The sequence below is a fragment of the Halopseudomonas sp. MFKK-1 genome, assembly GCF_027474385.1.
Classification (GTDB): Bacteria; Pseudomonadota; Gammaproteobacteria; order Pseudomonadales; family Pseudomonadaceae; genus Halopseudomonas; species Halopseudomonas aestusnigri.
This window is the reverse complement of the sequence record NZ_CP114836.1, coordinates 1,328,299-1,350,210: the sequence shown is the minus strand read 5'-3', so window position 1 is coordinate 1,350,210 and position 21,912 is coordinate 1,328,299. Positions and strand designations below refer to the sequence as shown.

Annotated in this window: 22 protein-coding genes; 12 read left to right on the top strand and 10 right to left on the bottom strand. The window is 63.8% G+C overall.

Going from position 1 to position 21,912, the window contains the following annotated elements; all coding sequences use genetic code 11:
- Nucleotides 1–3: 3 nt before the first annotated feature.
- The 4 genes from trmB to O5O48_RS06155 form a co-directional block, all read right to left on the bottom strand.
- The gene (gene trmB, locus O5O48_RS06170; protein WP_266101870.1) at nt 4–735 is read right to left on the bottom strand and encodes a tRNA (guanosine(46)-N7)-methyltransferase TrmB; all 732 of its coding nucleotides are present in this window, start codon (nt 733–735) and stop codon (nt 4–6) included.
- Nucleotides 736–801: 66 nt separating this feature from the next.
- Nucleotides 802–1,593, bottom strand: a complete 792-nt coding sequence (locus O5O48_RS06165; RefSeq protein WP_228247115.1) for a thiazole synthase — start codon at nt 1,591–1,593, stop codon at nt 802–804.
- 25 nt (nt 1,594–1,618) lie between these two features.
- Nucleotides 1,619–1,819: a sulfur carrier protein ThiS gene (gene thiS, locus O5O48_RS06160; RefSeq protein WP_088276023.1), complete on the bottom strand. Its 201-nt coding sequence runs from the start codon at nt 1,817–1,819 to the stop codon at nt 1,619–1,621.
- Between the two features lie 112 nt (nt 1,820–1,931).
- Nucleotides 1,932–2,306, bottom strand: coding sequence for a DUF423 domain-containing protein (locus O5O48_RS06155; RefSeq protein WP_088276021.1), 375 nt, complete (start codon nt 2,304–2,306; stop codon nt 1,932–1,934).
- A 50-nt stretch (nt 2,307–2,356) separates the two neighbouring features.
- Here O5O48_RS06155 and mtgA point away from each other — a divergent pair, with 50 nt between their 5' ends.
- On the top strand, nt 2,357–3,109 hold the full coding sequence (mtgA, locus tag O5O48_RS06150; RefSeq protein ID WP_269688450.1) for a monofunctional biosynthetic peptidoglycan transglycosylase: 753 nt from the start codon (nt 2,357–2,359) through the stop codon (nt 3,107–3,109).
- A 10-nt stretch (nt 3,110–3,119) separates the two neighbouring features.
- On the opposite strand, the gene O5O48_RS06145 is transcribed toward mtgA, so the two are convergent.
- The 5 genes from O5O48_RS06145 to ftsY form a co-directional block, all read right to left on the bottom strand.
- Nucleotides 3,120–3,731 carry a hypothetical protein gene (locus O5O48_RS06145; protein ID WP_269688449.1) on the bottom strand — a complete coding sequence of 204 codons (612 nt, stop codon included), beginning with the start codon at nt 3,729–3,731 and terminating at the stop codon, nt 3,120–3,122.
- 186 nt (nt 3,732–3,917) lie between these two features.
- Nucleotides 3,918–4,781, bottom strand: coding sequence for an RNA polymerase sigma factor RpoH (gene rpoH, locus O5O48_RS06140; protein WP_269688448.1), 864 nt, complete (start codon nt 4,779–4,781; stop codon nt 3,918–3,920).
- A gap of 220 nt (nt 4,782–5,001) precedes the next feature.
- Nucleotides 5,002–5,997, bottom strand: a complete 996-nt coding sequence (ftsX, locus tag O5O48_RS06135) for a permease-like cell division protein FtsX (protein ID WP_269688447.1) — start codon at nt 5,995–5,997, stop codon at nt 5,002–5,004.
- Nucleotides 5,997–6,662, bottom strand: coding sequence for a cell division ATP-binding protein FtsE (gene ftsE, locus O5O48_RS06130; protein ID WP_269688446.1), 666 nt, complete (start codon nt 6,660–6,662; stop codon nt 5,997–5,999). Before ftsE ends, ftsX begins: the two co-directional genes overlap by 1 nt.
- Entirely contained in the window at nt 6,663–7,856 is a 1,194-nt protein-coding gene (gene ftsY / locus O5O48_RS06125; RefSeq protein ID WP_269688445.1) for a signal recognition particle-docking protein FtsY, read from the bottom strand.
- Nucleotides 7,857–8,016: 160 nt separating this feature from the next.
- Between ftsY and O5O48_RS06120 the strand changes: the two genes are divergently transcribed.
- The 4 genes from O5O48_RS06120 to O5O48_RS06105 are packed head-to-tail and all read left to right on the top strand — an operon-like array spanning nt 8,017 to nt 12,483.
- On the top strand, nt 8,017–9,366 hold the full coding sequence (locus O5O48_RS06120; RefSeq protein WP_434006953.1) for a M16 family metallopeptidase: 1,350 nt from the start codon (nt 8,017–8,019) through the stop codon (nt 9,364–9,366).
- Nucleotides 9,363–10,907, top strand: coding sequence for a M16 family metallopeptidase (locus O5O48_RS06115; RefSeq protein ID WP_269688444.1), 1,545 nt, complete (start codon nt 9,363–9,365; stop codon nt 10,905–10,907). Before O5O48_RS06120 ends, O5O48_RS06115 begins: the two co-directional genes overlap by 4 nt.
- Nucleotides 10,904–11,485 (top strand): 16S rRNA (guanine(966)-N(2))-methyltransferase RsmD, encoded by a 582-nt coding sequence (rsmD, locus tag O5O48_RS06110; RefSeq protein ID WP_228247124.1) that lies wholly within the window; start codon nt 10,904–10,906, stop codon nt 11,483–11,485. The genes O5O48_RS06115 and rsmD overlap by 4 nt, the downstream gene beginning before the upstream one ends.
- Nucleotides 11,482–12,483 carry a hydrolase gene (locus tag O5O48_RS06105; RefSeq protein ID WP_269688443.1) on the top strand — a complete coding sequence of 334 codons (1,002 nt, stop codon included), beginning with the start codon at nt 11,482–11,484 and terminating at the stop codon, nt 12,481–12,483. Before rsmD ends, O5O48_RS06105 begins: the two co-directional genes overlap by 4 nt.
- Here the strand turns inward: O5O48_RS06105 and O5O48_RS06100 are convergent.
- The gene (locus tag O5O48_RS06100; RefSeq protein WP_228247126.1) at nt 12,459–13,109 is read right to left on the bottom strand and encodes a TetR/AcrR family transcriptional regulator; all 651 of its coding nucleotides are present in this window, start codon (nt 13,107–13,109) and stop codon (nt 12,459–12,461) included. The genes O5O48_RS06105 and O5O48_RS06100 overlap by 25 nt on opposite strands.
- A 158-nt stretch (nt 13,110–13,267) precedes the next feature.
- Between O5O48_RS06100 and O5O48_RS06095 the strand changes: the two genes are divergently transcribed.
- From O5O48_RS06095 to fusA, 7 genes are all read left to right on the top strand, one after another.
- The gene (locus O5O48_RS06095) at nt 13,268–14,710 is read left to right on the top strand and encodes a coniferyl aldehyde dehydrogenase (protein ID WP_088276001.1); all 1,443 of its coding nucleotides are present in this window, start codon (nt 13,268–13,270) and stop codon (nt 14,708–14,710) included.
- Nucleotides 14,711–14,768: 58 nt separating this feature from the next.
- Nucleotides 14,769–15,308 carry a twin-arginine translocation pathway signal protein gene (locus tag O5O48_RS06090; RefSeq protein ID WP_269688442.1) on the top strand — a complete coding sequence of 180 codons (540 nt, stop codon included), beginning with the start codon at nt 14,769–14,771 and terminating at the stop codon, nt 15,306–15,308.
- Between the two features lie 21 nt (nt 15,309–15,329).
- Nucleotides 15,330–16,919: a GMC family oxidoreductase gene (locus tag O5O48_RS06085; RefSeq protein WP_269688441.1), complete on the top strand. Its 1,590-nt coding sequence runs from the start codon at nt 15,330–15,332 to the stop codon at nt 16,917–16,919.
- Nucleotides 16,920–17,040: 121 nt separating this feature from the next.
- The gene (gene coaD / locus O5O48_RS06080) at nt 17,041–17,520 is read left to right on the top strand and encodes a pantetheine-phosphate adenylyltransferase (RefSeq protein WP_088275995.1); all 480 of its coding nucleotides are present in this window, start codon (nt 17,041–17,043) and stop codon (nt 17,518–17,520) included.
- 19 nt (nt 17,521–17,539) lie between these two features.
- A complete protein-coding gene (locus O5O48_RS06075) occupies nt 17,540–17,791 on the top strand; it encodes a YfhL family 4Fe-4S dicluster ferredoxin (RefSeq protein ID WP_088275993.1) in 252 nt (83 codons plus the stop codon).
- A 2-nt stretch (nt 17,792–17,793) separates the two neighbouring features.
- Nucleotides 17,794–19,518 (top strand): gamma-glutamyltransferase, encoded by a 1,725-nt coding sequence (gene ggt / locus O5O48_RS06070; protein ID WP_269688440.1) that lies wholly within the window; start codon nt 17,794–17,796, stop codon nt 19,516–19,518.
- A 270-nt stretch (nt 19,519–19,788) separates the two neighbouring features.
- Nucleotides 19,789–21,876 carry an elongation factor G gene (fusA, locus tag O5O48_RS06065; RefSeq protein ID WP_228247131.1) on the top strand — a complete coding sequence of 696 codons (2,088 nt, stop codon included), beginning with the start codon at nt 19,789–19,791 and terminating at the stop codon, nt 21,874–21,876.
- Nucleotides 21,877–21,912 lie beyond the last annotated feature (36 nt).

Below are 21,912 nucleotides of genomic sequence, written 5' to 3'. Positions count from 1 at the left end.
GGCTCACTCGACCCGCTCGAACTTGAGATCCCAGACGCCGTGCCCCAGGCGCTCGCCACGGCGCTCGAACTTGGTCACCGGGCGCTCTTGCGGGCGCGGCACGTAACCGGCGTCACCTGCCTGGTTGCGATACCCCGGCGCGGCGCTCATCACCTCAAGCATGTGCTCGGCGTAGTGCTCCCAGTCGGTGGCCATGTGGAACACGCCACCAACTTTCAGCTTGCGGCGCACCTGCTCGGCAAAGGCCGGCTGCACAATGCGGCGCTTGTTGTGCTTCTTCTTGTGCCAGGGGTCCGGGAAGAACAGCAGCAGCCGATCCAGGCTGCCGTCCGGAATGCAGCGGTTGAGCACTTCGATCGCATCACAGTCAAATACCCGCACGTTGCTCAGGCCGCTGGTCAGCAGACCATTGAGCAGCGCCCCCACACCCGGGCGGTGTACTTCAATGCCGATAAAATCCTGCTCGGGCGCAGCCGCTGCCATCTCCAGCAGCGAGTGGCCCATGCCGAAGCCGATCTCCAGCGTACGCGGCGCACTGCGACCAAACAGGGCGTCCAGATCGAGCATGCCCTGATCCAGGCTCAGGCCGAAACGCGGCCAGCCCTGATCAATCCCCTTCTGCTGACCCTCGGTCATGCGGCCGGCACGCATGACGAAACTGCGAATGGCGCGGCGCGGTGGGCTCTCGGGGTTCGGGGTGTCTGCGCTTTCGGGCAGTTCGGGAGTATCAGACATGGGCAACTCGGTAATGATTCGGATGAGACGGCGCCCCGCAGGGCGCCTGACAAAAGGATAGCCTGCTCAGCGCAGGGTGCCGTCCAGCGGCGATGAGGCCGAGGCGTACAACTTGCGCGGCATGCGGCCAGCCAGATAGGCAGCGCGACCGGCCACAACGGCGTGGTGCATGGCCTGGGCCATCAGCACCGGGTGATCGGCGTGGGCAATGGCACTGTTCATCAGCACACCGGCACAGCCCAGCTCCATCGCGATGGTCGCGTCGGAGGCGGTACCAACCCCTGCATCCACCAACACCGGTACGGAGGCTTCTTCCAGAATGATGCGCAGGTTCCACGGGTTGCAAATGCCCATGCCGGAGCCGATCAGACCGGCCAGCGGCATGACCGCAACGCAGCCCATGGCCGCAAGCTCGCGGGCGATGATCGGGTCATCGCTGGTGTAGACCATGACGTCGAAGCCGTCCTTGATCAGCACTTCGGCCGCCTTGAGGGTTTCCACCACGTTCGGGAACAGGGTTTTCTGGTCGGCCAGCACTTCCAGCTTGACCAGCTTGTGGCCATCAAGCAGCTCACGGGCCAGCCGGCAGGTGCGCACCGCCTCTTCAGCGGTATAGCAGCCAGCGGTGTTCGGCAGGATGGTGTAGCGATCCGGCGATACCACGTCCAGCAGGTTGGGCTCATCCGGGTTTTGGCCGATGTTGGTGCGGCGGATGGCAACGGTCACGATCTCGGCGCCCGAGGCTTCGATGGCGCGGCCGGTCTCGTCCAGGTCCTTGTACTTGCCGGTGCCGACCAGCAGACGGGAACGGTAACGAACGCCGGCGATTTCCAGCGCGTCCTGGGTCATATCAGTCATCAGGTTCTCCAGCGAAGAGATTGGGTTAGCCGCCACCGATGGCATGCACGATCTCCACCCGATCCCCTTCGGCCAGACGGGTTTCGGCGTGCTGACTGCGCGGCACGATATCGAGGTTCAGCTCAACCGCCAGACGCTTGCCGGTCAGTCCCAGGCGGGCGATCAGCTCAGTCAGGGTAAGCGGCTGGTCGAGGTGATAGGGCTCACCGTTCAAATGAATCTGCATGGGCGGCTCGGCAACGACGGATGGAGATGATAGGGCAGCTCGGCGCGGTCAATCTTGACCGGCGACAAGGGCGCTATGATAACGCCCTTTGCCACCCGCTGACCACGGCGGATCAGAGCGTGCGCCAGACGGCAAGCCCCAGACACAGCCAGGCCACCAGCCAGAGCACGCCGCCGAGCGGCGTGATCATGCCCAGTTTGCCGATGCCGCTGAGCGTCAGCAGATAGAGACTGCCGGAAAACAGCACGATACCCAGCGCAAACAGCACGCCGGTGGCTTTGAGCAAAGTGCTGTCCGGGCTGCGAAGCAGCAGCAGCGCCACGCCAATCAGCGCCATGGTGTGCCACAGCTGGTAGCTCACGCCGGTCTGAAACACATTCAGCATGTTCTCGGACAATTTGCCGCGCAGCCCGTGGGCAGCAAACGCGCCCAGTGCTACGCCGGTGAAACCACTCAGTGACGCCAGTAACAGCAGCCATTTGGCCATGCTTTGCCCCCTCGGTTTATACTCCGGACCAACTCACTGGCCGGATTCCCATGTTCAAACTCATATTGCGCAAGACCGCCAAGTGGCTCCTGATTGTCGCCCTGCTCAGCCTGCTGCCCGTGCTGGTGCTGCGCTGGGCGCCTGCGCCAGGCTCGATGCTGATGGTCGAGCGCTGGATCAGCCAGCGTGACGACGCCGACTACCGCCGCCAGTACCAGTGGCGGCCGTACGAGCAGATCCCCGACAGCATGAAAATGGCGGTGATCGCCGCGGAAGACCAGCGCTTTGCCGACCACTACGGCTTTGACCTCAAGGCCATTCGCGCCGCCGTCGAACATAACATGCAGGGCGGCAATCTGCGCGGCGCCAGCACCATCAGCCAGCAGGTAGCGAAGAACCTGTTCCTCTGGTCGGGCCGCAGCTATCTGCGCAAGGGGCTGGAGGTCTGGTTTACCGCCGGTATCGAGCTGCTCTGGCCGAAGCAGCGGATTCTGGAGATGTACCTGAACATCGCCGAGTGGGACAAGGGCGTCTACGGCGTCGAGGCCGCGTCACGCCACCACTTTGGAATCGGCGCCAGCTATCTGTCCAGCCAGCAGGCTGCGCAACTGGCCGCGGTGCTGCCCAGCCCGCTCAACTGGGACGCGGCCAGCCCGCCACCCCACGCCCTGCGCCGCGCCAACTGGATTCAGCGCCAGAGCAGACAGTTGGGCGGGCGCCACTATCTGGATCGAATGGAAGCAGGCAAGCCGTTGCCGGACTGGCTGACAGTGCGGTATTGGCGCAATCGACTGGATATCTGAGCCCGGCGGCTTACTGCTCCGCCGGCAACGCGTCGCGCAACCCAAACATGATCGAATGCGCCTGCTCTTCACCAACGGCAACCACCGCCCCCTCCTTCGGATAAACCCAGGCTTCGCCCTCGCTGACCGGTAGACGCAGATCCGGATTGCCGAAGGTGCCCTGCACCTGCGCCAGTGACATCGGCTCGTTGGGGATCAGGCTCAGGCGCACGACCTGACGGTCTTTCAGGGCATCACCCACCGCCGAACTGATCGGCTGATCGGGCAACTCCGGCTGCCAGGCCTGTGCCTGCACCAGACTCTCGGTCTGCTCCGGCGTCAGACCGATGACCGCCTGCACGCGCCAGCTCAGATCGTCACTCTCCATGGTGTAGCGGCTGACCAGCAGCGGCTTGCCTTCAGCGCTGATCATCCACAGAGTGCCGTGGCCCAGCGCGGCGCCGGCGTCTGCCAGGGTCAGGCGCTGGGCCTGCAGGGGCTTGAGCAGGGTGTCCTGATATTGCCCGTACCACGCCATCGGCTCCGGCGCTGCCGGCCGCGACTGCCAGTAACCGAAGGCATAGAAAGCGAGAATCACCACGGTGAACAGTGTGGCCAATCGCACACCCTGACGGCGCGTCATGCGGTACTCCTTGATCTTGTTATGGAAACGGGAAAATGTGCTTTTCTCGCCGCTGGCGGTGTCAGCGGCCACGGCATGCCGTGGCCCTACAGCTCGGTACAACACGAGAAACCTAAACCGGGGTACCTGCAACACCAACAAAAAGGGCATCCTGCGGATGCCCCTTTGCGATCAGTGCTGCAAGCGTCAGACTTCAACCTCGGCTTCGAGGTTCTTCTTCAGCTTGTTCATGGCGTTCTTTTCCAGCTGACGAATACGCTCGGCAGAGACCTGATACTTGGCTGCCAGCTCGTGCAGCGTGGCCTTCTCTTCGGCCAGCCAGCGCTGGTACAGAATGTCGCGGCTGCGCTCGTCCAGCGCCTCCAGACCGGTCAGCAGGCTGGTGCTGGCACTGTCGGACCAGTCGGCCGACTCCAGCTGGGCAGCCGGATCATAGCGCTTGTCTTCCAGATAATGCACCGGTGCGTAGGCCGCATCGTCGTCATCGTCCTGCGCGCCATCAAAGCCAAGGTCCTGACCGTACAGACGGCTTTCCATCTCGCGGACTTCACGCTCGGCAACGCCCAGGTCGGCAGCAACTGCTTCGACTTCATTCTGCGACAGCCAGGCCAGCTTCTTCTTGGCGCTGCGCAGGTTGAAGAACAGCTTGCGCTGGGCCTTGGTGGTTGCGACCTTGACGATCCGCCAGTTGCGCAGGATGAACTCGTGAATCTCCGCGCGAATCCAGTGCACCGCGAAGGATACCAGGCGCACGCCCATCTCCGGATTGAAACGCTTGACCGCCTTCATCAGGCCAACGTTGCCTTCCTGCACCAGATCGGCCTGCGCCAGACCGTAACCGGAATAGCTGCGGGCGATGTGCACGACAAAACGCAGGTGAGACATGACCAGCTGACGGGCAGCTTCCAGGTCTTCGTGGTAGTACAGGCGATCAGCCAGCACCCGCTCCTCTTCCGCACTGAGAATCGGAATGGCGCTGACGCTTTGAATGTAGGCTTCGAGATTGGCTCCCGGAGCCAAGGTATGAACAGGCTGCAATGCAGTGCTCATGTTCGAACTCCCCAAATAAAGACGGCTGAGTGTATCACCGCAAAATAGGACTGTGAACGTAACCTAAAGTTCAGCGTGGCGGCAAGCGGCAAGCCCAACCAGGATGTTTCCGGCGGGCGGCCGGTGAACGGCTTATCCCGGCGTTTACTGCCGCGCCGCACTCGACGGGTAAACGCGCCACTAGACGCGTCGCGGGTTGCGCTTGCCGCTTGCGGCTGCCTTATTGCGGCTCAATCGCTCTTACATGCTGCCCGACCGCCAGCCAGGCGCCCGCCAGCCCGAGCACCATGGAACCAAACACCAGCGCCAGCCCATCGGTAAAGGGCATGCCGAACAGGGCGAACTCACTCTGATAAAGCGAGGCAACGCGCTCGACGGTGACATTCAGCCAAGCCAGACCGAGCGCCAGCAGTATCCAGGCCAGCACCCCGGAGAGCAGGCCATAAAGCACGCCAATATAGAGGAACGGGCGACGCACGAAGGCATCGGTGCCGCCCACCAGCTTGATCACCAGAATCTCGTCCCGGCGGCTTTCGATAGCCAGCCGGATGGTGTTGGCCATAACCAGCAACAGAGCAATGATCAGCAAGACGCCAAGGCCGCCGGCAAAGCGCTCAAACATCGCCAGAATGGCCGCCAGCCGCTCGACCCAGAGCAGATCAATCTGCACCTGTTCAACGCCGTCAATGGCGGCAAGGCGGTCACGCAGTGGCTCCAGCGCCGCGGCACCGCCGTCGATACTCAGTGGCGTGACCACAATCACGCTCGGCAGCGGGTTGTAGTCGAGCTGCAGCAGGGCATCGCCCATACCCGCGTGCTGCTGGAACTCGGCCAGCGCCAGATCCTTGTCGAGCAGCTGCGCCTGCGCCACACCGGCCAGCTGGCGTATCTGCTCGGTCAGGCTCTGCTGTTTCTCGGCGCTGACGTCATCGGCCAGATACACGGAGATCTGCGCCGCTTCCTGCCAGTTCACCCCCAGTTGCTTGACCTGCCCAATCAGCACCGAGAGCCCCATCGGCAGCGCCAGGGCGATGGTCATCACCAGCACGGTCATGGCGCTGCTGAACGGGTAATGCCGCACCCGCACCAGCGCCTGACGGGCGCTGTCACGGTGGCTGCCGAACCAGCTGCGCAGCGGGTGACGCCAGTCGCGCTGGGAGCGCGCCGCCCCGCTGGGTGTCTTGCGGCGGCCGGGCTGGGGTTGCTTGGCGCTCATCAGGACTCTCCATCGGCCAGCAGACGGCCTTGATCCAGCGTCAGGGTGCGGTGATGCAGGCGGGCAATCAGTGGCAGGTCGTGGCTGGCGATGATCACGGTCACGCCGACCCGATTGAAGTCTTCAAACAGCGCCATGATTTCCGCCGACAGTTCCGGATCGAGGTTACCGGTCGGCTCGTCCGCCAGCAGCAGCGCCGGCTTGTGGACCACCGCGCGGGCGATACCGACCCGCTGCTGCTCACCGCCGGACAGCGCGATCGGATAGCTGCTTTCCTTGCTCAGCAGGCCGACCTTGTCGAGCGCGGCGCGCACCCGGCGCCCTACTTCGTCGGCCGGGGTACCGTTGATGATCAGCGGCAGCGCGACGTTGTCGAACACCGTGCGATCGAACAGCAACTGGTGGTTCTGAAATACCACACCGATCTGGCGGCGCAGGTAGGGAATGTCGTCACTGCCCAGATCACGCAGGTTCTGACCACCGACGTGCACGGCGCCGCTGCTGGGGCGCTCCATGCACATGATCAGCTTGAGCAGGGTGCTCTTGCCCGCGCCGGAGTGGCCGGTAATAAACACCATCTCGCCGGTCCGGATATGGAAGCTGAGGTTATCCAGCCCCTGATGCCCGTTGGGATAGCGCTTGCTGACCTGCTCGAAGCGAATCATTTATGGCTTCTGTCCAAACAACGCGGCAACAAAATCCGGCGCGGTGAAGGGGCGCAAGTCGTCGATCTGCTCGCCCACACCGATGAAACGAATCGGCAAACCAAACTGCTTGGCCAGGGCAAAGATCACCCCGCCCTTGGCGGTGCCGTCCAGCTTGGTCAGGGTCAGACCGGTCAGGCCAACCGCCTGGTCGAACAGTTTGGTCTGGGAAATGGCGTTCTGGCCGGTGCCGGCGTCGAGCACCAGCATCACTTCGTGCGGCGCGTCGGGGTCCAGCTTGGCCATCACGCGCTTGACCTTGGCCAGCTCGTCCATCAGGTGGTCCTTGTTGTGCAGACGGCCGGCGGTGTCGGCGATCAGCACGTCGGCGCCACGGGCCTTGGCGGCCTGCAGGCCGTCAAAGATCACCGAAGCGGAATCGGCACCGGTGTGCTGGGCAATCACGCCGATCTGGTTGCGCTCACCCCAGACCTGCAGCTGCTCGACCGCGGCAGCGCGGAAGGTATCGCCGGCGGCCAGCATCACCTGCTTGCCTTCGCTCTGCAGCCGCTTGGCCAGCTTGCCGATGGTGGTGGTCTTGCCGACGCCGTTCACACCGACCACCAGAATCACGTAGGGCTTCTTGCTGCTGTCGATTTCCAGCGGCTTGGCGACATGCGCCAGCAGTGCTTCCAGCTCATCCTGCAGGGCACGGTAAAGCGCCTTGCGGCTGGACACCTGACGACGGGTGACCCGTTGCTGCAGGGTTTCCATGATCATGGTGGTGGCTTCAATGCCAACATCGGCCATCAGCAGCCGGGTTTCCATGTCTTCCAGCAGTTCGTCGTCGATTTCCTTTTCGCCGAGGAACAGGTTCGCCATGCCCTCGCCGAGGTTGACGCTGGTCTTGGACAGGCCCTGACGCATGCGCGCGAAGAAGCCCTTGGCCTCCGGCTCGGCAACCGGTTCCGGGGTTTCCTCGACCGGCGCCTTCTGGCCCAGTTCGGAAAACAGCGAGGCAGCTGCCTCACGGGCCGCGGCTTCGCGGCCCTCAACGGTATTCAGGTCGCCAGTGAGCGGCGCCGGTGCATCGGCCTGCGGCTCGCTCTGCGCCGGCTCTTCCCGGCGGCGTGCCCAGCCGAACAGCCCTTTCTTTTCGGGCTTGGCGGAGGTCTTGGCATCGGGGTTTTGCGGTTTGTCTTTGGAACCAAACATGAAGAGTCACTATCTGAGTTCGACGGCGAATGCTTCGCCATATTGAAGGTTGGGTTATCCTACCCCACTTCCGCCAACGGCGGTATGACCCAGCGGCAGGCGGTACGCCGGTCTGCGCGCAGGGTCTCACGATTACCGCGCTGTATAACAGGACACCTGCATGTTGCGCTTGCGTACTCTCCTGCTGCTGCTTCCACTGCTCGCGCCGACGGCCATGGCCGACAGCCGGCAACCGACCCATAGCTACACCCTCGACAATGGGCTGAACGTCATCATCCGCGAGGATCACCGCGCGCCGGTGGTAGTCTCGCAGGTCTGGTACAAGGTCGGTGGGGTCGACGAGCCACCGGGGCAGACCGGCCTGTCCCATGCGCTGGAACACATGATGTTCAAGGGCAGCGAACACCTTGAACCCGGCCAGGCCTCGCGCCTGCTGAGCAGTCTTGGTGCCAGCGAAAATGCCATGACCAACCGCGACTACACCGCCTATTACCAGATGCTCAGCCGCGATCAGCTGCCGGTGGCACTGGAGATGGAGGCCGAGCGCATGCACCTGCTGACCCTGCCGGAAGACGAGTTCCTGAAGGAGATCGAGGTCATCAAGGAAGAACGTCGCATGCGGGTAGACGACAACCCGAACGGCGTCGCCTACGAGCGCTTCCTCGCCCAGGCCTACACCGCCAGCCCCTATGCCCAGCCAGTGATCGGCTGGATGCACGACCTCGACCGCATGCAGATCGAAGACCTGCGCGCCTGGTACAAGAGCCACTACGTGCCGGGCAACGCCACATTGGTGATTGTTGGCGACGTCTACCCGGAAACCGTCAAGCCGCTGGTCGAGCGCTACTTCGGCGCGGTGCCGGCCGGCCCGCTGCCGGTGGTACGCAAGCCGCTGGAGCTGCCGGTCATTGGCGAGCGCAGCCTGACCCAGCATCTGGATCTGCAGCTGCCGAGCCTGCTGCTCGGTTTCAATGTGCCCTCGCTCAATACCGTCAGCGAGCCATGGGAAGCCCACGCTCTGCGTCTGCTCGACGCCGTGCTGGACGGCGGCTACAGCGCCCGCCTGCCAAGCCACCTGGAGCGCGGCGACGCCATCGCCACCTCGGTTGGCACCGGCTACGACGCCTTTACCCGCGGCGACAGCCTGTTCGTTTTCAGCGGCATTCCCAACGAGGCGCGCGACATCGACCTGCCCACGCTGGAAGCCGCCATCTGGAAAGAGATTGACGCAATCAAGCAAGCCCCGCCGAGCGCCGAGGAGCTGGCCCGTGTGCAGGCCCAGGTGGTGGCCGGACTGGTCTACGCCCAGGACAACATCATGCAGCAGGCCAACCGTATCGGCGAACTGGTCACCGTCGGCCTGCCGTGGCAGCTGGTCGACAACGATATCGAAGCGTTGCAAGCGGTTACCCCCGAGCAGGTCAGCGAGGTCGCCCGCCGTTATCTGGTGCGCGAACGTCTGACCCGCAGCTACAACCTGCCGAACGCCCGTGAGGAGCAGCAGCCATGAGCCAGAGCAAACCCTTCTCCGTGCTGCGCTGGCTGATCGCCCTGGCAGCCCTTGGTGGCATGCTGTTTCTGCTGATGGAGCGTGCGCCTGACAGCCAGCCTGCACCTGATACCCCCGCCGTTGCCCAGGCACCTGACGACGGCCCGGCCGATACCGCCACCGAGGTCTTCGGCTCGCCACTGCCGGCGCTGAGTTCGCTGGAAGAGCTCGATCTGGACACCCCGCCCGCCCGCCGCGGGCTGGACCTGCAGCACTGGCAAACCCGTCAGGGCACGCCGGTGTACTTCATGCACGCCGGCGAGCTGCCGATGCTCGACATTCAACTGCTCTACGCCGCTGGCGCCAGCCGCGACGGTGAGCTGCCCGGGCTGGCCATGTTCACCAACGCCATGCTCAACGAGGGTACCGGCAGCCTGGATGCCGGTGATATTGCTGCCGGCTTCGAGCGCCTCGGTGCGCAGTTCGGCAACAGCTCGCACCGCGACATGGGCCTGATCAGCCTGCGCACCCTGACCGCTGCCGACAAGCTGGATCCGGCACTGACCCTGTTTGCGCAGACCCTGTCCAAACCCAGTTTCCCCGAGGCATCGCTGGAGCGCATCCGCGAGCAACTGCTGGCCGGCCTGCGCTACGCTCGCCAGCGCCCCGGCAGCCAGGCCAGCGAGGCGCTGTGGAGCACGCTGTACCCGGATCACCCCTACGGCATCCCGCCAGATGGAACCGAAGACAGCCTAAAGGCCATCAGTCGGGACGATCTGCAGCGCTTCCAGCAGACCTACTACAGCGCTGGCAATGCGGTGATCGCATTGGTCGGCGATATCGACCGCGCCCGGGCCGAGCAACTGGCTCAGCACCTGGCCGATGCCATGCCGCAAGGACCTGCTGCCGAGCCAACGCCACCAGCGGAAAAAATCGCAGCCAGCAGCCAGCACATCGACTTTGCCAGCAGCCAGACCCATGTGCTGGTGGCCCAGCAGGGCATGAGCAGAACCGATCCGGACTACGCCGCGCTGTACCTCGGCAACCAGATCCTCGGTGGCAGCGGCTTTGGCTCGCGACTGGTCGAGGAAGTGCGCGAAAAACGTGGGCTGTCCTACAGCGTCGGCAGTAACTTCAGCGCGATGCAGGCCCCCGGCCCGTTCGTGATCTCGCTGCAGACCCGCAGCGATCAGGCCGAACAGGCGCTGGAGGTGGTCAACCAGACCCTCGACCGCTTTACCAGCGAAGGTCCGACCGATGCCGAAGTGAACCGCGCCAAGCAGCAGCTGCTCGGCGAGTTCCCGCTCAGCACCGCGAGCAATTCGGCGATCGTCGCGCAACTGGCAGCCATCGGCTTCTACGACCTGCCACTCAACCACATGCAGCTGTTCCTCGACCGTGTTCAGGCGCTGACCGCAACGGACATCCGTGAGGCCTTCGCCCGGCATCTGCCCGCCAGCGAGCGCGTCGTGATCACCGTAGGGCCGCCGCAACCACCCGCAGAACCCGAAGACAATGCCGACCAGCCGAGCGCGGCGGCAGAGCAGGAGCCCAGTGCATGAAGTCCAACCAGGCCAAGGCCAGAGTCAGCCAGCTGCGCATCATCGCTGGCGAGTGGCGCAGCCGCCGCTTCACCTTTACCGAACAGCCGGGCCTGCGTCCGACCCCGGACCGGGTACGCGAAACCCTGTTCAACTGGCTGAGCAGCGACGTACCCGGCGCCCATTGCCTTGATCCGTTCACCGGCAGCGGCGCGCTGACCCTGGAGGCGCTGTCGCGCGGCGCCGCCAGCGCACTGGCCGGCGACCTCAGCCGCGACGTGGTACACACCCTGCGCGGCCATCTGCAAACACTGAACTGCGACCGTGCCGAGGTAATCCAGCAGGACGGCCTGTCACTGCTGGCCGGCACGCCACCACGGCGCTTTGATCTGGTGTTTCTCGACCCGCCGTTCCGTCAGGGACTGCTGGAGCCGGCCTGCGCGGCACTGGAAGCTAACCAGTGGCTGGCCGACGACGCGCAGATCTACATCGAAAGCGAACAGCCACCAAGTCAGCTGGCGCTGCCGGGCAACTGGCAGCTGCACCGCGAAAAGCGCGCCGGTCAGGTCTGGTACAGCCTGTGGCATCGGCAGGCTTGAGCAGCTTCCGACCGTCGCGCTGGCTGCCCGGCGGTCATCTGCAGACCCTGTTTGGCCCGTTGCTGCGACGCCCGCCGAGGCTCGAGCGTGAGCGCGAACGGCTGACGCTGGCCGACGGCGATTTTCTCGATCTGGACTGGTTCGGCCCGGATCACGCCGGGCAACCCTGCGTGATTCTGCTGCACGGGCTGACCGGCAGCTCCAGCTCGCTGTATATCCTCGGCCAGCAACAGCAGCTGGCCAAACTCGGCTGGCGCAGCGTCGCGGTCAACTGGCGCGGCTGCTCGGGTGAGCCCAACCACAGCGCCCGCGCCTACCACTCAGGCGCCAGCGACGACCTGGCCGAGGTCGTCAATCATGTGTTGTTGCGCTACCCCGGCCGCACGCTCGCTGCCGCCGGGTTTTCCCTCGGGGGCAACGTGCTGCTGAAGTATCTGGGTGAGTGCGCGCATGAATGCCCGCTGCAGGCCGCGGTCGCGGTGTCGGTGCCGTTTCGTCTGGATGAATGCGCCGACCGCATCAGTGTCGGCTTTTCCCGCGTCTACCAGAGCCGCTTCATGCGCGACATGCTGGCCTACGTCAGCAACAAGAAACGGCTGTTCAGCCATCACGGCTGGCACAGCGAGCACGCGCGGCTGGATGCGCTGGGCTCACTGGAGGGGATGGATACCTTCTGGGATTTCGACGGCCGGGTGACCGCACCGCTGCATGGCTTTGCCAGTGCCGAGGACTACTACCGGCGCTGCAGCAGCCGCTATTTTCTCGGCTCGATCCAGGTGCCTTGCCTGCTGATTCAGGCCGCCAACGATCCCTTTGTCTACCCCCGCAGCCTGCCGCAGCTGAGCGAGCTGGGGCCACGCACCGAATTTGAACTGCACCAGGGCGGCGGTCACGTCGGCTTTATCGAAGGCTTGCCGTGGCGCCCACGCTACTACCTTGAGCGGCGCATTCCCGACTGGCTGGCGCTGCAGCTTCAGGCCTCAGGCAGCTCGGCGTAATACTCGCGCAGCATCGCCTCAACCCGCGGCCGCGCCGCGTCACTCAACAACCCAAGTTCCTGCGCCAGCACCTGATAGACCGCACGGCGCTGCATCTGCGGGGTCAGCTGGGCCTGCGGGTCCGTCAGGACGGTGGTGCAGAGAAAGTTGGTCCAGCTGTTCATCAGCAACCAGCTGTTGAGCGCCAGCACTTCGGCATTGGCGTAACGGGCATCGAGAATGCCGGCGTCGATGGTGCCCTGAAAGATCCCCTCAACCGCCCGCAGTGCCCGCCGCGAAAACAGGCGGTAACGCTCGGCCACCTGCGCATCGCTGGCCAGCAGGTGCTCAAGGTCGCGCTGCAGGAAACGGTAGCGCCACAGCGACTCACTCAGACTCTCGACGTAGCGTGCCTTGTCATCCAGATCGAGCCCGCGGTCGGTTGGCAGCGCCAGACTGTCTTCCAGCTCGCGCTCGTAGTGATCAAACAGCTCGGCGATGATCTGCTGCTTGTTGCGGAAGTGGTAATAGAGATTGCCCGGCGACATCCCCAGATGAGCGGCGATGTGGTTGGTGGTGACAGCGCGCTCGCCCTGCTCGTTGAACAGCTGCAGACTGGCTTCAAGAATACGGTCGCGGGTTTTCATGGCAATAGATCGGCTTCGCTTGCTGAATATTTGACACTTTAGAGCAATTACTCTAAAACTTACATCCCATACCCCTGGCTGGCGGGAACTACAGCTCAACCGGCAGCCGAAAAACAACAACAGTGGTGAAAACCACAGGTCAGCCCACGGGAGGCCCCATGGTAGCCGATATTGCTTATCTGCAAGAGCAACAGCAGTCCATCAGCCGCATGCAGGCATTATTCGAGTCACAGCGCGCGGCCTTCCGCAAGGCGCCCATGCCCTCGGCCGACGACCGTATCCGGCACCTGAAAGCACTCAAACAGGCCATCCTGAAACATCAGCAAACACTCATCACCGCCATCAGCGAAGACTTCGGTCGCCGCTCGGCAGACGAAACCCGCCTGGCCGAGATCATGCCTTCGCTGGAAGGCATCCACTACGCCTGCAAGCATGTGAAGCGCTGGATGAAGCCCTCCCGGCGCAAGGTCGGCCTGGCATTTCAGCCGGCCAAGGCCGAGGTGGTATACCAGCCGGTTGGCGTGGTCGGCATCATTGTGCCGTGGAACTATCCGCTGTTTCTCGCCATCGGCCCGCTGGTCACTGCCCTGTCGGCCGGCAACCGGGCGATGATCAAGATGAGCGAATCCAGCCCCCGCACTGCAGAGGTGCTGGAGCAATTGCTCAGCGAGATATTCCCCGAAGAGCAGGTCGCCGTCGTCACGGGCGAAGCCGATGTTGGCGTTGCCTTCTCGAAACTGCCGTTCGATCATCTGCTGTTCACCGGTGCCACCAGCATCGGGCGCCACGTGATGCGCGCGGCCGCCGATAACCTGACACCGGTCACCCTGGAACTGGGCGGCAAATCGCCGGCGATCATCTCCGCCGACGTACCGCTGAACGACGCGGCCGAGCGCATCGCCTTTGGCAAGGGCGTCAATGCCGGTCAGACCTGCGTCGCGCCGGACTATGTTCTTTGCCCGCGCAACCGGGTGGAGGAGTTTACCCAGGCGCTGTTCAGGCAGTTTGCGCAGATGTACCCGAGCCTGCGCGATAACGCCGACTTCACCCAGATCATCAACCCGCGCCAGTATCAGCGCCTGCAGGGCTACCTGAGCGATGCGGCCGAGAAAGGTGCACGTATCCTGCCGGTCAACCCGGCCAACGAAGACCTCGGCGACACCCGCATCATCGCCCCCACCCTGCTGCTCGACGTCAGCGACGACATGAAGGTCATGCAGGACGAGATTTTCGGGCCGCTGCTGCCGATCCTGCCGTACGACAGCCTGGACGCCGCGCTCGACTATATCGCCGAGCGCCCGCGCCCGCTGGCGCTCTACTACTTCGGCTACGACAAGGCCGAGCAGCGACGGCTGATGGAGCAGACCCACGCCGGCGGCATGTGCATCAACGATGCGCTGCTGCACGTTGCCCAGGATGACATGCCGTTCGGCGGCATTGGCGCTTCCGGCATGGGCCACTACCATGGCCACGAGGGTTTTCTCACCATGAGCAAGGCCAAGGGCGTGTACATCAAGCAGCGCTACAACGGCGCCAAACCCATCTATCCTCCCTACGGTGGCGCACTGCTGAAACTGGTGTACAAACTGTTCCTGCGCTGACACGGCGCCGATGAAATCCGGCAGGCCCGCCCTGCCGGCAACAACAAGAAGACAGAACATGTCAGACACGACCTCTCCCAATCTCGACCGGCGCAGCCTGCTCAAGCTCGGTCTCGGTGCCAGCCTGATGCTTGGCACCGCAGGCCTGACCGCCACCCTGAGCGGCTGCAGCTCCTCCGGCCCTGCCGGCAAAATGGCGGTGCTGCGCGAATCCGACCTGCCCCTGCTGGCAGCGCTGTTTCCCGCCGCAGTCGGCCCGCACCCCGCCTTTAGCGAAAACAGCAATGCCATCGACCTTGCCATCGCCCAGCTGGACCGTTCCCTGCAGTACAGCTCGCCGTTTGTTCAGAGCGAGGTGCTGAACCTGCTGGGCATGCTCTCGATGCCGCTGACCCGCGGCCCGCTGACCGGCATCTGGGGCGACCTGGCCACGGCCAGCCCGGACCAGCTCGAGGCCTTCCTGCTGCGCTGGCGTGACAGCCGCTTCGAGCTGCTGCGCAAGGGGCACAAAAGCCTGCTGCAACTGCTGCACATGGCCTGGTACGCCACACCCCAGTCCTGGGCTGCCGTTGGCTACCCCGGCCCGCCCATTATCTGATTTCGACTGCAGGGAATTACCATGCCCGTACCCGATCTGTTTTTGCAGGGAATTGAGCGCGGCTGGCAGGTCATCGACGCCAGCGCCCTCGCCCAGGAAACCACCCTTGAAGCCGACGTCGTGATCATCGGCACCGGCGCCGGCGGCGGCACCAGCGCGGAAATTCTGGCCAACGCCGGCCTGCGTGTGCTGTTGGTGGAAGAAGGCTCGCTGAAAACCTCCAGCGACTTCAAAAATGACGAAGGCAAGGCCTACGCCGAGCTGTATCAGGAAGGTGCCGCCCGGGCGACCGCCGATGCCGGTATTGGCATCCTGCAGGGCCGCACCGTCGGTGGCACCACCACGGTGAACTGGACCAGCAGCTTCCGCACTCCGGACCAGACGTTGGCCCACTGGGCTGAGGCGCACGACGTCAAGGGCCTCGACAGCGCCAGCATGGCGCCCTGGTTTGCCCGCATGGAAGAACGCCTCGGCATTGCCCCCTGGGCAGTGCCACCGAATGCCAACAACGATGTGATTCGCCTGGGTTGCGAGAAACTCGGCTACCACTGGAAAGTGATTCCGCGCAACGTGCGCGGTTGCTGGAACCTTGGCTACTGTGGCACCGGCTGCCCAACCAATGCCAAGCAGTCGATGCTGGTCACGACCCTGCCCGCAGCGCTGGAGAAGGGCGCGGTGCTGGTACACAGCGCCCGTGCCGAGCGCCTGGTCTTCGAGGGTGATCGTGTCAGCGAAGTGGAGTGCCGGGCGATGGACGCCACCCTGAGCCAACCGAGCGGGCAACGCCTGCGCCTGCGTGGCCGTCATATCGTGCTGTCCGGTGGCGGCATCAACAACCCGGCGCTGCTGCTGCGCTCGAAAGCGCCGGACCCGCACCAGCGGGTCGGCAAACGCACCTTCCTGCACCCGGTCAACCTGACGCTGGCCCAGTACGACCGCGATATCCACGGCTATTACGGCGCGCCACAGTCAATCTACTCGGATCATTTCCAGTGGGATCAGGGCACCACCGGCCCGGTCGGCTACAAGCTCGAAGTGCCTCCCATGCAGCCCAGCATGACCTCGACCCTGATGGGCGGTTTCGGCTTGCAGCATCTGCACCACATGGCCTCATTGCCGCAGAGCAATATCCTGCTGGCACTGCTGCGTGACGGTTTCCACGAGCAGAGCCAGGGCGGCAGCGTGGCACTGCGCGACAATGGCGATCCGCTGCTCGACTACCCCGTTACCGACTACCTCTGGGATGGCGTTCGCCGCGCCTTCCTCAGCATGGGCGAAATCCAGTTTGCCGCGGGCGCCAGGGCGGTGATGCCGAGCCACGCCCACGGCCGGCTGAGCACCAGTTGGGCGGACTATCAGGAGCAAGTTGCCGGCCTGAGCTACCGCCTGCACGACGTGCGCCTAGCCAGCGCCCACGTCATGGGTGGCTGCGCCATGGGCGAGGACCCGACGCGGGCGGTGGTCAACAGCCAGGGCCGCCATCATCAGCTGGAAAACCTGTCGATCATCGACGGTTCACTGTTCCCGACCAGTATCGGCGCCAACCCGCAGCTGTCGGTCTACGGCCTTGCAGCCCGCCTGGCCAGCCAGCTGGCAAGCGACCTGGGCTAACCGGCAAAGCGGCGGTGCCTGATGGGTGCCGCCGCTCTGCATCTGGGTTTTCGCTGGTTGTTGAGCTACCATCTGCCTCTCGACAACCTCTCATCAACCCAGCCGCAGGACCCGATCACGCATGAACACCGTACTCTACCCCGGCACCTTCGATCCCATCACCAAAGGTCATACCGATCTGGTCGAGCGGGCATCACGGCTGTTTGATCGGGTCGTCGTCGCCGTCGCCGCCAGCCCGAAGAAGAACCCGGCATTCCCGCTCGAGCAGCGGGTTGAACTGGCACAAACCGTACTGGGCCATTTGCCCAACGTCGAAGTGGTGGGCTTTTCCTCACTGCTCGCGCACTTCGTCAAAGAGGTCGACGCCAATGTCTTGCTGCGCGGCCTGCGCGCGGTATCCGACTTCGAATACGAATTTCAGCTGGCCAACATGAACCGGGTCCTGGCGCCGGACGTTGAAAGCCTGTTCCTCACGCCGTCGGAAAAATACTCCTATATTTCCTCTACCCTGGTGCGCGAGATCGCCGCGCTGGGTGGCGACGTCACCAAGTTCGTTCATCCGGTTGTCAATGAGGCGCTGATTCAGCGCTATCACGCCTGAAGCTGCGGAGAGTAGGCCCATGTCCCTGATCATCACCGATGACTGCATCAACTGTGACGTCTGCGAGCCCGAATGCCCCAACGGCGCCATCTCCCAGGGCGAAGAAATTTACGTCATTGACCCCAACCTGTGCACCGAGTGCGTCGGCCACTTCGACGAGCCCCAGTGCCAGCAGGTCTGCCCGGTCGACTGCATCCCGCTCGACCCGGACAACGTCGAGAGCCAGGAGGAACTGATGGAAAAATACCGGATCCTCACCGGCAAGGCCTGACCATGCTCGGTCTCAGCGTGCGACAACTCCCCCGCCTGCTCGGCCTGACCGCCCTGCTGGCGCTCGCTGCGCCGCTGCTGGCCGCCGACGGCCCCGGCCACAACGCCGTTGCCAGCGCCCACCCGATCGCCACCGAGGCGGGCCTGCAAATCATGGCCGACGGCGGCAACGCCTTTGATGCGGCCGTCGCCGTCGCCGCCACGCTGGCGGTGGTCGAGCCCTACAGCTCCGGTATCGGTGGCGGCGGCTTCTTCCTGCTGCGCCAACCCGGCAACCCCGACCAGCCCTACCGCTTCATCGACGCCCGCGAGACCGCACCGGGCAAGGCGGGTCGCGACCTTTACCGCGACGCCAAAGGCGAAGTTCAGCGCGACCCGGCCATCAACGGCCCGCTCGCCGCCGGCATTCCGGGCATCCCGGCCGCGCTGGTGCACCTGGCCAGCCACTATGGTCGGTTGCCGCTGGCCCAGTCGCTTGCCCCGGCCATCGACGCCGCCGAACAGGGTTTCACCAGCAGCGAGCATTACCGCACCCTGGTCGGGTATCGACTGGAAGCCATGCAGCGCGACACCGAGACCGCACGACTGTTTCTGCGCAACAACCAGGCGCCCGAGGTCGGCACCCTGATCACCCAGCCGGAACTGGCAGCGACCCTGCGGGCGATTGCCAGCAACGGCCGCGACGGCTTCTACCGCGGCCCGGTTGCCGAACGACTGCTGAGCGGCGTGCAGGCCGCCGGCGGCGTCTGGCAGCAGCAGGATCTGGATAACTACCGTGTCATTGAGCGCAGTCCGATCCGCTTTGTCAGCGGCGGCTATCAGGTCATCAGCGCGCCGCTGCCGTCGGCCGGCGGCATTGCCCTGGCGGGCATTCTGCAGGCATTGCCCGCCCTGCCGGCCAGCGCCAATGGCTCGATCCAGCAGACCCACCAGTTGGTCGAGTTGATGCGCCGCACCTACCGCGACCGCGCCATGCTGCTCGGCGACAACGACTTCGTCCCGGTCCCGGTTGCCGAACTGACCTCCAAGGCCTACGCCGTGGCCATGGCCCGGGATATCGACCCCGAGCGCGCCACACCGAGTAGCGCCCTGGGCCCGCTGCGTGACTTCCATGAAGGCACCAACACTACCCATTTCTCGCTGATGGACGCCGATGGCAATGCGGTATCGGCCACCCTGAGCATCAACCTGCCGTTTGGCGCGGCCTTTACCCCGCCCGGCACCGGCGTGCTGCTTAACAACGAGATGGACGATTTTGCCGCCGACCCCAGCGGCAGCAACGCCTACGGGCTGGCCGGCAGCGAAGCCAACGCCATCGCTCCGGGCAAGCGCCCGCTGTCGAGCATGACCCCGACCATGCTGGAGAACGACCGCCAACTGGCATTACTCGGCACCCCGGGCGGCAGCCGCATCATTACCATGGTGCTGCTCGGCGCACTGGAAGCGATGCACGGCGAGCCGGTCGAGCGCTGGGTCAGCCGTCCGCGCTTCCACCATCAATATCTGCCTGACCACATTCAGGTCGAATACAGCGCCTTCAATGCGCAGCAGCGCAAGGCGCTCGAAGCCATGGGCCACCGCATCGAGCCGGTTGGTCGGGACTACGGCAACATGCATGCGGTGTCATGGAACAAGGCTGACAACAGCGTCAGCGCCGCCAGCGATCCGCGCGGTATTGGCAGCGCCGAAGTCCGACCGGCTACCCCTGCGCAGCCTGTTGCCCCCTGAGAGGCTGATTAGCGGACGACGAAAAGACATTACGGCCAGCGTTGATACTGCTAAGCTGCACGCGGGTCTCACTGCTCCACCCCGTCAGAGGTTACCTGTCACACCTGCGCAGCTCCCTTGCGCGTCCGACCGGCTCTGGCGAGACCTTCCACGGTGCGTTGCAGAGCGCTGCCGGGGCTCGCTGTGCTTTTCATCGCAAAAGCAGAGCGTATCGCCCAAGAATCCTGTATAGTGTCGCCCTATTTTCAAACCCGGCTATCAGAGAGTGCCATGACTGATCTATCCCTTTACCGCAATATTGGTATCTTCGCCCACGTTGATGCCGGTAAGACCACCACTACCGAACGTATCCTCAAACTCACCGGCCGTATCCACAAGCTGGGTGAAGTACACGAGGGCGAGTCCACCACCGACTTCATGGAACAGGAAGCCGAGCGCGGGATTACCATTCAGTCCGCTGCTGTCAGCTGCTTCTGGAAAGGCCACCGCTTCAACGTCATCGACACCCCCGGCCACGTTGACTTCACCGTAGAAGTGTATCGCTCGCTGAAGGTTCTCGACGGCGGTATCGGCGTATTCTGTGGTTCCGGCGGCGTTGAGCCCCAGTCCGAAACCAACTGGCGCTACGCGAACGACTCCAAAGTTTCCCGTCTGATCTTCGTCAACAAGCTGGACCGTATCGGTGCCGACTTCCTGCGCGTAACCGAGCAGGTCAAGAACGTACTGGGCGCCAAGCCGCTGATCATGACCCTGCCGATCGGCCGCGAAGACACCTTCACTGGCGTGGTTGACCTGCTGACCCGCCAGGCTTACGTCTGGGACGACACCGGCATTCCGGAAAACTACAGCATCCAGGAAGTCCCGGCCGACATGGTCGACGACGTCGAAATGTACCGCGAGCAACTGATCGAAACTGCCGTGGAAATGGACGACGACCTGATGATGGCCTACATGGAAGGCGAAGAGCCGGCCATCGACGACATCAAGCGCTGCATCCGCCTGGGTACCCGCGATCTGGCGTTCTTCCCGACCTACTGCGGCTCCGCGTTCAAGAACAAGGGCATGCAGCTGGTTCTCGACGCCGTTGTTGATTACCTGCCGTCCCCGACTGAGGTCAACCCTCAGCCGCTGACCGACGAAGAAGGCAACCCGACCGGCAAGTTCGCCATCGTGTCTCCGGACGAGCCCTTCCGCGCACTGGCGTTCAAGATCATGGACGACCGTTTCGGCGCCCTGACCTTCTGCCGCATCTACTCCGGTAAGCTGGCCAAGGGTGACACCATCCTGAACTCCTTCACCGGCAAGACCGAGCGCGTCGGCCGCATGGTAGAAATGCAGGCTAACGAGCGTAACGAACTGACCAGCGCCCAGGCCGGTGACATCATCGCCATCGTCGGCATGAAGAACGTTCAGACCGGTCACACCCTGTGCGACCCGAACAACGAGTGCACCCTGGAAGCGATGGTCTTCCCCGAGCCGGTAATTTCCATCTCCGTTGAGCCGAAAGACAAGGGCTCCACCGAGAAAATGGGTATCGCGATCGGCAAGATGGTTGCAGAAGATCCGACCTTCCGCGTTGAAACCGATCCGGATTCCGGCGAAACCATCCTCAAGGGCATGGGCGAGCTGCACCTGGACATCAAGGTCGACATCCTCAAGCGTACCTACGGCGTTGAACTGGTTGTTGGTCAGCCGCAGGTTGCCTACCGCGAAACCATCACTCGCGAAATCGCCGACAGCTACACCCACAAGAAGCAGTCTGGTGGTTCCGGTCAGTACGGTAAGATCGACTACGTCATCCGTCCCGGCGAGCCGAACTCCGGCTTCACCTTCAAGTCCAGCGTTGTTGGCGGTAACGTTCCGAAGGAATACTTCCCGGCCATCGAGAAGGGCTTCGCCTCTCTGATGGGCACTGGCCCGCTGGCTGGCTTCCCGGTTCTGGACGTTTCCTTTGAACTGACCGACGGTGGCTACCACGCCGTTGACTCCTCGGCCATCGCGTTCGAAATCGCGGCCAAGGGTGCGTTCCGTCAGTCCATGCCGAAGGCCGGCCCGCAGCTGCTGGAGCCGATCATGAAGGTTGACGTGTTCACTCCTGAAGACCACGTTGGTGACGTTATCGGCGACCTGAACCGTCGTCGCGGCATGATCGCAGGCCAGGAAGCCGGTGTAACTGGCGTCCGCATCAAGGCTGATGTACCGCTGGCAGAAATGTTCGGCTACATCAGCACCCTGCGTACCATGACCTCCGGTCGCGGCCAGTTCTCCATGGAGTTCTCGCACTACTCACCGTGCCCGGCCAACGTTGCCGAAGCCGTGATCGCGAAGGAAAAAGAGAAGCGCGCAGCCAAGAACTAAGGCTCGCGTTACTCGGTAGTAACAAAAAACGCCTGA